7 protein-coding genes and 2 pseudogenes are annotated in these 10,589 nt (G+C 74.9%); 3 read left to right on the top strand and 6 right to left on the bottom strand.

Features of this window, described 5'->3' with window-relative positions; genetic code table 11:
* Both ACFXA3_RS22255 and ACFXA3_RS22250 read right to left on the bottom strand, forming a co-directional pair.
* On the bottom strand, positions 1–702 hold a 702-nt coding region (locus tag ACFXA3_RS22255; protein ID WP_385189182.1), incomplete at its 3' end, for a cytochrome P450.
* 221 nt (positions 703–923) lie between these two features.
* Positions 924–2,390 carry an MFS transporter gene (locus ACFXA3_RS22250; protein ID WP_385189180.1) on the bottom strand — a complete coding sequence of 489 codons (1,467 nt, stop codon included), beginning with the start codon at positions 2,388–2,390 and terminating at the stop codon, positions 924–926.
* Between the two features lie 100 nt (positions 2,391–2,490).
* Here ACFXA3_RS22250 and ACFXA3_RS22245 point away from each other — a divergent pair.
* Positions 2,491–3,246 (top strand): annotated as a pseudogene (locus ACFXA3_RS22245) (helix-turn-helix domain-containing protein); the annotation flags it as partial.
* A 125-nt stretch (positions 3,247–3,371) separates the two neighbouring features.
* On the opposite strand, the pseudogene ACFXA3_RS22240 reads toward ACFXA3_RS22245, so the two are convergent.
* The 3 genes and pseudogenes from ACFXA3_RS22240 to ACFXA3_RS22230 form a co-directional block, all read right to left on the bottom strand.
* Positions 3,372–3,755: pseudogene (locus ACFXA3_RS22240) on the bottom strand (histidine kinase); the annotation flags it as partial.
* 138 nt (positions 3,756–3,893) lie between these two features.
* A complete protein-coding gene (locus ACFXA3_RS22235; RefSeq protein ID WP_385189178.1) occupies positions 3,894–4,388 on the bottom strand; it encodes a cupin domain-containing protein in 495 nt (164 codons plus the stop codon).
* 208 nt (positions 4,389–4,596) lie between these two features.
* Positions 4,597–5,871, bottom strand: coding sequence for a citrate synthase (locus tag ACFXA3_RS22230; RefSeq protein ID WP_385189177.1), 1,275 nt, complete (start codon positions 5,869–5,871; stop codon positions 4,597–4,599).
* Between the two features lie 55 nt (positions 5,872–5,926).
* On the opposite strand from ACFXA3_RS22230, the gene ACFXA3_RS22225 reads away from it, so the two are divergent.
* Both ACFXA3_RS22225 and ACFXA3_RS22220 read left to right on the top strand, forming a co-directional pair.
* Positions 5,927–7,093: a citrate synthase/methylcitrate synthase gene (locus ACFXA3_RS22225; protein ID WP_385189176.1), complete on the top strand. Its 1,167-nt coding sequence runs from the start codon at positions 5,927–5,929 to the stop codon at positions 7,091–7,093.
* A gap of 14 nt (positions 7,094–7,107) precedes the next feature.
* Entirely contained in the window at positions 7,108–8,331 is a 1,224-nt protein-coding gene (locus tag ACFXA3_RS22220; protein WP_385189174.1) for a CobW family GTP-binding protein, read from the top strand.
* Between the two features lie 18 nt (positions 8,332–8,349).
* On the opposite strand, the gene ACFXA3_RS22215 is transcribed toward ACFXA3_RS22220, so the two are convergent.
* The gene (locus ACFXA3_RS22215; protein WP_385189173.1) at positions 8,350–10,434 is read right to left on the bottom strand and encodes a restriction endonuclease; all 2,085 of its coding nucleotides are present in this window, start codon (positions 10,432–10,434) and stop codon (positions 8,350–8,352) included.
* Between the last annotated feature and the right edge of the window lie 155 nt (positions 10,435–10,589).

The raw sequence follows: 10,589 nt of genomic DNA, 5'->3' as shown, positions 1-10,589 counted from the left end.
GGCCGGGGGGGCGCGCGGCGGGGGGGCCGGGGGGGGGGGGGGGGCGCGGGCGTCGATCCTGGCGAGGTCGTCGGCGACGGCCTCCCGGGCGTCGGCGGCGTCGGCCGGAAGGGTCGGCAGCGCGGCCACCACGGAGGCGACGGAGTTCAGTTCGTGCTCGGTACCGTCGTCGAGGGGGTGTCCGGTGAGGGAGCGCCAGATGGTGTCGAGGGCGAAGCGGCGCATCTCCAGGCCGACGTCGAGCGTCCGGCCGGTCCGGGCGTACGCGGCCCAGCGTTCGGCCGTGACCCGGGCGGCCTCGGTGATCCGCTGCTCGTAGCGGCGCATCCCGGTGCCGGTGAACTGGGACTGCAGCAGGCGCCGTTGGCTCTTCCACGCCTCGCCGGTGGCGGCGAGCACGCCGTCGCCGATCAGCAGGCGGGCGCGGTGGGAGCGTTTGACGTACCGGTCCGGGTGCAGGGCCAGGACGTGCTGCACCGCCCGGGGGTCCGTGACCAGGACCGTGGGACCCGGCCCGAGGCGGAACGCGCCGACGCCGCCGAGCCGTTCACGCACCAGGGTCAGCAGGTCGACCAGTTCGCCCCCGCCGGAACGCCACCGTTCCACGAGGGCCGGTTCCAGTTCGGGGACGGGACGGCCCGCGCGGGCGGCCTGCGCACGCGGGGCCTGCGGACGGGGGGCGGAGCCGGCTTCGGTGGCCACGGGTCCTCTCCTGTTCGGCCGCTGCTCCGGGGTCCCGGTGCCGGTCCCCGACGGAGCCCCGGCATCGCGACTGCGTTGGCATCACGGACTGTACGGGAGCGGCCGCGCCCCGTGACAGTCCGCATCGGCGCCCGGACCCCGGTCCGCCCGCCCCCGGGGCGCCTGCCCGCACAGCCCGACGGCCCCGGCGGGCCGGGGCCTGCCGGGGCGCGGTGCGGGGCTCACCGCATGACCCGCGGGAGGCGCAGGCTCAGCAGGACCGTCAGGGCGACCATGCCCAGCTGGACCAGCAGCGTGACCGCGAGCGCGTCGCGCATGCCCGTCTCCGGGGCCAGGGCGAGGAAGAGGCTGCCCAGGGTCGCGACGCCGAGGGCGAGTGCGGACTGCTGGGTGGTGACCATGACGCCGCCGCCCACGCCGGCCCGGTCCGCCGGTACGTCCGAGAGCATCATCCGCATCAGCACCGGCAGTTGGAGGCCCTGGCCGTGGCCGGCGACGGCCACGCCCGGGGCCAGCGCCGCGAGCCCGAGGTCCGCCCAGCCGCGCAGGACCGCGAGGAGGATCAGGGCGATGCCGACGGCCTGGATGACACCGCCCGCGGTGACGACCCGGCTGCCGAACCGGCCGACCAGCCGCGGCCCGGCGAGCGAGGCGGCGAAGAAGGCGAGCGCCATCGGCACGAGGGCGAGGCCCGCCGCCACCGGCCCCATCCGCAGGCCCTGTTGCAGCACCACCGCGATGACGAACATGAACCCGCTGAAGCCGATCGAGAACGGCACCACCATGACGAGGCCCTGGCGCAGCGACTGGAGGCGCAGCAGGCTCGGCGGAACCAGCGGGGTGCGTCCGAGCCGGTCGGCGCGGCGCTCGGTCAGGTAGAAGGCGGCGGCGGCGAACGGGAAGAGCGTGAGCGACAGCCACGTCCACAGCGGCCAGCCGGCGGCGCGGCCCTCGGTGAGCGGCAGCAGCAGGGACACCAGGGACAGGGCGAGCAGCAGCGTGCCCGGGACGTCGACCGAGGCCGGCCGGTCCGAGCGGGTCTCGGGGACGGCCCGGACCGCGAGGACCAGTCCGAGGAGCACCACCGGCACGTTGACCAGGAACACCGAGCGCCAGCCGAGGCCCGCGACGTCGGCGGCGACCAGGACGCCGCCCAGGATCTGCCCGGCGACCATGGACAGCCCGGCGGTGGCCCCGTACAGGCTCATCGCGCGGGCCCGGCGCGGTCCCTGCGTGGTCGCCTGGATGGTGGCGAGCACCTGCGGCAGCATCAGGGCGGCCGCGGCGCCCTGGGCCACCCGCGCCCCGACCAGGGTCCAGGCGGTGGGGGCCACTCCGCACAGCAGCGAGGTGAGGCCGAAGGCCGCCATGCCGATCAGGAAGAGCCGGCGCCGTCCGGCCATGTCGCCGAGGCGGCCGCCGAGCACGAGGAGGACGGCGTACGTGACGCCGTAGCCGCCGACGATCAGTTCCAGCGTGGCGGGGCCGGCGGCGAGGTCGCTGTCGATGGCGGGCAGCGCCACGTTGACGATGAAGAAGTCGATGAGGGGCAGGGCCGCGCCGAGCAGGACGGTGAACAGTCCGAGCGGGCCCATCGCCGCCGGGTGCTGGGCGCCGGGTGCGGCCGGCGCCGGGGCCGTGGGGGTGGACGGGGAGGGGTGGATGGTGCGTACCGTTGTTTCGCTCACACCGAAACGATCGCCCCACTCCCAGCCTGGTACCAGAGTCTTCTTATCCTGGTACAAGGACTACCTGGCAACGGGATGAGCAGTGCGGCACCCTGGTTCCATGACGACTGTGGCCCCGGACAGCGACGTACGCCGGCACGAACTGGCCGACTTCCTGCGCAGCCGCCGCGAGCGGATCACCCCCGAGCAGGTGGGGCTGCCGCGCGGCAGGCGGCGGCGCACCCCGGGATTGCGCCGCGAGGAGGTCGCCCAGCTCTCCGCCGTCGGTGTCACCTGGTACACCTGGCTGGAGCAGGCCCGCGAGATCCAGGTCTCCCCCCAGGTCCTCGACGCCCTGGCGCGCGCCCTGCTGCTGGACGCCACCGAGCGCAGGCACCTCTTCTCGCTGGCCGGCACCCTCGACCCGACCCCGCACGCGACGTGCCCGAGCGTGACCCCGGCCCTGCGGGCGATGCTCGACCAGCTCGGGCCGATCCCGGCCTGCGTCCAGAACAGCCGCTACGACATCCTCGCGTACAACGCGGCGTACGGACGGCTGCTGTGCGACCTGGACGCGCTGGCGCCCGAGGACCGCAACTGCCTGTGGCTGGCGTTCACCAACGCGGACTGGCGGGCGTCGATGGTCGACGTCGCCGAGGTGAACCGCACGATCGTGGCCAAGTTCCGGGCCGCGATGGCGGAGCACCTCGCCGAGCCGGCGTGGAAGGCGCTGCTGGCGCGGCTGGAGGCGCGGTCGCCGGAGTTCCGGGAGCTGTGGGCACGGCACGAGGTGCTCGGCGTGGGCGCCAAGACGAAGTACGTCCGCAACGCCCACGTGGGTCTGCTGCACCTGGAGCACACCAACCTGTGGCGGGGGGGGGTCCCGCGGCCCGCCCGGTCTCTTATACTAGTCGCCGAGCCGACTTGTCGGCCGGGGGGCGGGGGGGGGCGGCGCGGGGGGGCGACTCCGTCTACACCACCCCGCGGCCGCCGCCGGCGGGGGTCGCCGGGATCGGTGGAGACGGGCCGTCCGATCCGGTCGGTCGCGGGGTGCGAGCGGCGGATGCCGTCCAGGTCCATGACGACCACGTACTCGGCGCCGGTGGCCCGGCGGATCCGCTCGGCGGAGGCCTGCACCGGGCTGTCGGCGGTCGGCCCGGAGTCGAGGAGATCGGCGGCCAGCGACGGGTCCGCGGCCGCGCTCTGGGCGATGGCCAGCGCGCGCCGCATGGCCTGGTCGTCGAGCTGCGCGCCGAGCGGGGCCAGGAACAGCCCGGTGGCCAGCACGGCGACCCCGGCGGCGATGGCCAGCTGGGTCAGCAGGATCTGCGAGACGGCCCGTCTGGGCAGCCCGAGGCGCCGAGCGCTCGTGTGGAGGAACCGCATGACCAGCAACCGTAGGCCGCCTCCGGCCGAAGCGGAATCCGCGGACGTCCGGCCCGCCCGGTGGAGGAGCGGCGCCGCGGGGCGGGGCCGGGGCTCCCGGGGCGCCCCGCCCCCGCCGGTGCCGGGGTCGTGCCGGGGTCATTGCCGGGCCAGGTTCCACGTCTCGCTCTGGGCGAAGTACGTGTCGTAGAGCTCCTGGACGTCCAGGAGGGACTCCGGGGGCACCTTCCCGTAGGCGATGCGTTCCAGGTGGCGGAAGTACTCGAAGCGCTCGACGCCGGGTGTGATGACGATCAGGATGTCGGCGTTCTCGCCGGGAGCGGCCGCGAAGGCGTGGTCGAGGCCCGGCGGCACGATGACGAGGTCGCCCCGGCCGGCCGTCACCACCTGCTCGCCCGACAGCAGCTGGGCGGTGCCGTCGAGCAGGTAGAACAGCTCGGTCGAGCGGGAGTGGTGATGCGGCGCGGCGCCGTTCGCGCCGTCCAGCAGGGTCACCCGCTGGGTGGAGAGGGCCCCGCCGGTGGAGCTGCTGTCGGCGAGCAGGCGCAGGGTCGTCGGTCCGGCGCCGACGGTCTCGGCATCGGCCCCGCGCACGATCACGGAGTCGTCGGAGGAGGGAACGATCAAGGTCATGACTTCATCTCCCGGGCTCGGTTGACGGAAGCCTCTCAGACGGAGGCTTCGCCTGACCCGTGCATGGCAAGACGCGGCGGAGTCCCGGGACGGGACGGCCGCCGGGTACCGCCGCCGTGGACTGCCGCGCCAAGGTCTGCCGAACCGTGGACCTCCGAACCGTGGACCGCCGGGCCGGGTGCCGCCGAACCGGGGCACGGCCCCGGCGTCACGGCAGCGGCTGTGGCGGGCGCGGCCCCTGGTACTGGCCGCTCGGGCGCATCCGCAGCGGCCGCTCCCGGTACTCCTCCAGCGCGTGCGCGATCCAGCCCGCCGTCCGGGACACGGCGAACACCGTTTCCCCGGCCTCCGCGGGCATCCCGCAGGACACCGTCAACACCGCCAGCGCCAAGTCCACGTTGGCGTGCAGCCCCTCTCGCCGGGCCGCCGCCGTCGCGACGACCTCCCGCGCCGCCGCCAGTGCGGGCCCGGCCTGCGGCATGCCCTCCAGGCGGGCGAACAGCGCCGTGGCCCGCGGATCCTCGCCCGCGTAGAGCCGGTGCCCGAGCCCCGGGACCCGCCGGCCGGCCCGCAGGTGGTCGGCGACCACCGGGGCGGCCCCGCCCCGCTCCAGCGCCTCCGCCAGCATCCGGTGCGCGAGCCGTCCGGCCGCGCCGTGCAGGGGCCCCTCCAGCGCGCCGAGGCCGGCCGAGACCGCCGCGTACGGATGGGCCCGCGCCGACGCGGCCACCCGTACGGCCAGGGTCGAGGCCGCCAGGTCGTGGTCGATGAGCAGTGCGAGGGCCAGGTCGAGCGTGCCCAGGGCCGCGGGGTCCGCCGGCCGGCCGGTCAGCCGGCACCACAGCTGCTCCGCGAGCGTCCCGGTCCCCGGCTCCTCCCCTCCCACCACGGGCAGGGCCGCCGCCAGCGTCGGGATCAGACAGCGCGCGGAGCCCAGGACGGCCTCCGCGGACAGGTCGAAGCGGAGCGGATCCGTCACCGCGGCCGCCGCCGTCGCCACCCGCAGCCGGTCGACGGGCCCGCTGTGCTCGGGCAGTGCGGCCACCGCGCGCCGGGCGGCGGCCAGGGCCTGCGGGGGAGCGGTGAACCGGACGCCGCGCGGCAGCCGTCCGGTCCACAGCCACTCGGCGACCTCCTCGTAGCGGTGCCGTGCGGCCAGCTCGACCGCGTCCACGCCACGGAAGTAGTACCGGTCGGGCTCGATGAGCGTGAGCGAGGTGCGTACGGCGAGCTCCGCGCCCGGGGGCGCCGCCGCCTCGCGCCGGTTGCGCCGGGCGAGCTCCTCCACCTCGCGGGCGTCGAAGCTGCTGCCGCGGCCGACCGGGTCGCGCCGGCTGCCGAGCTGGCCGCGGCTGACGTACGCGTACACGGTCGCGGGCTTGACCCCCAGCAGTTCCGCCGCCTGCCGGGTGCTGATCCGGCGCTCGCCGTCGCCTCCGTCCGCTCCGTCCGTGCCGCCTGCGCCGTCCGCCTGGTCGTTCATGACGCCCACCCTACATATATTGATTCAATCAACATTGACAAGGATTCAATCCATCATGGATGGTCGATGCATGAACACCACCGTCGATGTGCCCCGCGGTCTCGCGGGAGTCGTGGTCACCGAGACCGAACTCGGTGACGTCCGAGGCCGCGAGGGCTTCTACCACTACCGCCAGTACTCGGCCGTCGAGCTCGCCGCGAGCCGCAGCTTCGAGGACGTGTGGCACCTGATGTTCCGCGGCGCCCTTCCGGCCGACGCCGCCGAACGGGACGCGTTCGCCGCCGAGATCGCCCCGCTGCGCCGGCTGCCCGACGCGGTCCGTGACGCACTTCCCGCCCTCGCCCGGGCCACCGCGCTCTCCGGCCCCCTCGCCGGTCTGCGCACCGCGCTCTCGCTGCTCGGCGCCTCCGCCGGGTTCCGTCCCGTCTACGACATCGACCCCGGACGGCGGGCCGCCGACGCGCTGGCCGCCTGCGCCGCCGTACCGACCCTGCTCACCGCCCTGCACCGGCTGGGGCAGGGCCTGGAGCCGGTCGAACCGCGCGCGGACCTCCCGTACGCCGCCAACTACCTGTACATGCTGACCGGACAGGAGCCCGACCCGGTCAAGGCGCGTGCGGTCGAGCAGTACCTCGTCTCCACGATCGACCACGGCTTCAACGCCTCCACCTTCACCGCCCGCGTGATCGCCTCCACCGGCGCGGACGTCGCGGCCTGCCTCACCGGGGCCGTCGGCGCCCTCTCCGGCCCGCTGCACGGCGGCGCGCCCAGCCGCGCCCTGGACACCCTCGACGCCATCGGCACCCCCGACCGCATCGAGCCGTGGATCCGGGAGCGGGTGCTCGCCGGGGACCGGATCATGGGCTTCGGGCACCCGGTGTACCGGACCGAGGACCCGCGCTCGCGGATGCTGCGGGACATCGCGCGGCAGTTCGGCGGCCCGCTCGTGGACTTCGCCGTGCAGGTGGAGCGGCAGGTCGAGGAGATCCTCGCCGAGCTGAAGCCGGGGCGGGAGCTGCACACCAACGTGGAGTTCTACGCGGGCGTGGTCATGGAGCTGTGCGGCCTGCCGCGCGAGATGTTCACCCCGACCTTCTGCGCGGCCCGCGTGGTCGGCTGGAGCGCGAACGTCCTCGAACAGGCCGCCGATTCGAAGATCATCCGTCCGGCGGCCCGGTACACGGGTCCGACACCGCCCGAGCCGGTTCCGGCCCTCGGCTGACTACGATCGGCTGTGTGAACAGCAGTCAGACCGTCCAGCCGATTCCCGTCGTCGTACTGTCCGGATTCCTCGGATCCGGCAAGACGACGCTGCTCAACCACCTCCTCGGCAACCGCGGGGGCACCCGGATCGGCGTCGTCGTCAACGACTTCGGCTCGATCGAGATCGACGCGATGGCCGTGGCGGGCCAGGTCGGCGACTCGATGGTCTCCCTCGGCGGCGGCTGCCTGTGCTGCGCGGTCGACGGCGGCGAGCTGGACGCCTACCTGGAGAAGCTGTCCGCGCCCGTCCACCGGATCGACGTGATCGTCATCGAGGCGAGCGGGCTGGCCGAGCCCCAGGAGATGATCCGGATGCTCGTCGCCAGCGAGAACCCGGCGATCCGGTACGGCGGCCTCGTGCAGGTCGTGGACGCGGCGGAGTTCGACGCGACCCGGGCCAGGCACCCGGAGACCGACCGCCACCTGGCCGTCGCGGACCTGGTGGTGCTGAACAAGACCGACCGGGTGGAGGCGGCCGCCCTCACCCGGATCGAGGCCGAACTGGCCGAGCTCTGCCCCGGCACGCCGGTGGTGGCCGCCGACCACGGCCGGATCGACCCGGAGCTGCTCTTCGACCGGCGCCCGTGGACCGAGACCCGGGGCCAGCTGTCCTTCGAGGACCTGATCTCGCAGGCCAGGGAAGCCGATGCCGGGGACCCGGCGGGCGCCGCAGCGGGCCGGGAGGGCCACGCGGGCCATGAGGACCACGGCGGGCACGCCCACACGCTGTACGAGAGCACGGAGTTCGTGTCCGAGCAGGCCCTGAACCCGCGCCGGTTCATCGACTTCCTCGACCGCCGCCCGGCCGGGCTCTACCGGATCAAGGGCTTCGTCCACTTCGGCGTCCCCGGCCACGAGGAGCGCTACGAGCTCCACGCGGTCGGCCGCTTCCTCCGCTTCGTGCCGGGCCCCTGGGGCCGGGGCGAGCCGCGCCGGAGCCAGCTGGTCCTGATCGGCGCCGGTACGGACGGTCCCGCCCTGCTCCACGAGCTGGAGGCCTGCCGCGAGCCGGCCCCGCAGCACGCGCCGCCGGAGAGCATGTGGGGCGTCCTGCGCTACGTCGACCGCCCCGCGCGGGACGAGGAGGAGCCGTACCGGGACCCGGACGAGGACCCTGACGAGGACCCGGACGAGGAACAGGAGCCGGGCAGGGAGCCGTACGGGCCCGGCCCCGACCTCCGTCCCGAAGGGCCGTAGGCCGCCCCGGCGACCGGGTCAGGCGACCTCGACGCCGTACTCGCCCAGCAGGTCCTCCAGGCCGCCGCGGTAGCCCTTGCCACCGATCACGAAGTCCCAGTCGCCGTTGGACCGGCGCCGGAACGAGCCGAGGACCAGCGCGGTCTCCCCGGCGCGCCCGTCGGAGACGTCCAGGCGGCCGAGCTCCTCTCCGCCCGCGGACAGCAGGCGGATGTGGGCGTCGGTGAACCCGGCGAGATCGGCGCGGGGATCGACCTCCGGGTCGATCGCGGCCACGAGCACCAGCCGGTCGGCGGGTTCGGGCAGGGCGTCGAAGGACACCTCCAGGGCGGCCTTGTCGGGTGCCGCGTGCACACGGGACCGGACCGAACCGTCCGGGGTCCGCGGATTGTTGAAGAAGACGAAGTGCTCCTCGCTCAGCACCCGCCCGCCCTGGCAGACGAGCGCGCAGACGTCCAGCGCGACCGACCCCGACCAGGACATGCCGAGCACGTTGTGGTCCGCCGGGGGAGCCGGCTCGGGGGTCCGCCGCGCGGGGGCCGCCGCGGCAGCCGGGGCCGGCGCACCCCCGCCGAGCCGGCCGCGGAGCCCGTACTGGTGCAGCAGATCGACCAGGTCCGCCCCGGGAACCAACTCCAGCGGCTTGCCGTTGGCAAAGGTGTACGACCCGGGACCGAAGGACGCGGTGGTGACGAGCACCCCCTTGTTCGCCCCCTTGTCCTGGACCGTGCCGTACAGATCACGCACGGCCGTCGGCGGCACCGTGTTCCGGTAGCGCTTGACCTGCACCACGATCCGCCCGCCCCGGATCGGCGCCGGGTCCAGCGCCTCCACGTCGACCCCGCCGTCACCCGACCGCTGCGTGGTCACCGCCTCCATGCCCATCGCCCGGAACAGCTCGGCGACCAGGTTCTCGAAGGCGATCGGATCCATCGCGAAGAGGTCCGGCTCGTCGTCGCCCGCGTCGCCGGCGTGCCCGCCGTGACTGACGACCCCTCCGCCGACCTCGTCGGGCCGACGGCCGGGCCGCACCGCCGTCAGCTGGTCGGGCCGCGCCGAAAGCTGCCCGCCCAACCCCGACACCAGACAGTCCACGGCACTGACCTGCTCCAGCCGCAGCCCTTCGAAGGCGGCGCGCTCCGCCGGCACCGTGGCCATGACGATCCGGGTCTCCTGCCCCGTCGCCGGATCGTGGCAGTCCACGAAGCCGTTGACGACGACCGAGTCCAGCACCCCGAATTCGTCCGCCGCGTACAACTCGCGCACCACCAGCAGGACGCACTGCGCCAGCAGGTCCCGGTACAGCGCCCGGCGCTCCGTGACCGGACGGGGCTTCACCTTGTCCTGGTCCGTGCTCGGCAGGTACTGCACCGCCCTGGCCTCCGGCACCACCGCGTACCCGGGGAGCTCCCAGTCCAGCACCAGCTGGCGCGCCGCCGGGTCGTACGCGGCCGCCACCTGCCTCGGCAGCGTCTCGGGCCAGGCCGCCGAGGCGTACAGGGCCGCGGAGAAGTACTCCACCGCCGCTTCCGCGTCGCCCGCGCGCAGAGCGTCGGCCAGCTCGGTGAGCCCGCTGTTCTGCGCCCTGACCCCGGCGAGCTGCTCCGCCGCCCACCGGTCGTACTGCTGCCGGTACGCCTCCAGTTGCCGTCGGCGCTCCGCTTCCGCGGCGTTCGCGGCCTGCCAGGCCTGGGTGTACCGGGCGTGGGCCTCCCGCTCCGCCTGCGCGCGGTGGTTCGAGCCCAGCGTCCAGCCGCTGCTCTGCTGCTGGAAGTCCTCGATCCGGGGCATCGGCACCGGCTGCGCCAGGGCTCCGGGGTTGAACGGTTCCAGCTGCTCGCCCCGGGCCAGGGCGGAGATCCGGAACGCCGGTGCCCGGCAGCCCGCCACCAACAGGCCCTTGAGGGCGGCGACCTCGGCGTCGATCTGCGCGGTGCGCCGCAGGGCCTCCGCCTCGCGGTACTGCCGGTGGCTCCGGTTCGCGTCCCGTTCGTAGGCCCGCTGCCGGCGCTCCGCCTCGCGCTGCTGGATCACCTGTGTCTGCTGCTGCCGGCGCTGGGCCTCGGCCCAGTCACCGATCAATCCGCCCGACCGACGACTCATCAGCTGTGTACTCCCCCCACCAACACCCAGAGGGAAAACACTAGTCGGGGGGGGGGGGGGGGGGGGGCGGCGCCCCGGCCGACCGCCCCGCGCCGCGGCCGGGCGGACAGGGCGCCCCCCGCGCGCCCGCGGGGCGGGGCGGGGGCGGGGGGCCC

The sequence above is a fragment of the Streptomyces sp. NPDC059456 genome, assembly GCF_042750055.1.
Classification (GTDB): domain Bacteria; phylum Actinomycetota; class Actinomycetes; order Streptomycetales; family Streptomycetaceae; genus Streptomyces.
This window is presented reverse-complemented; position numbering and strand designations above follow the sequence as displayed.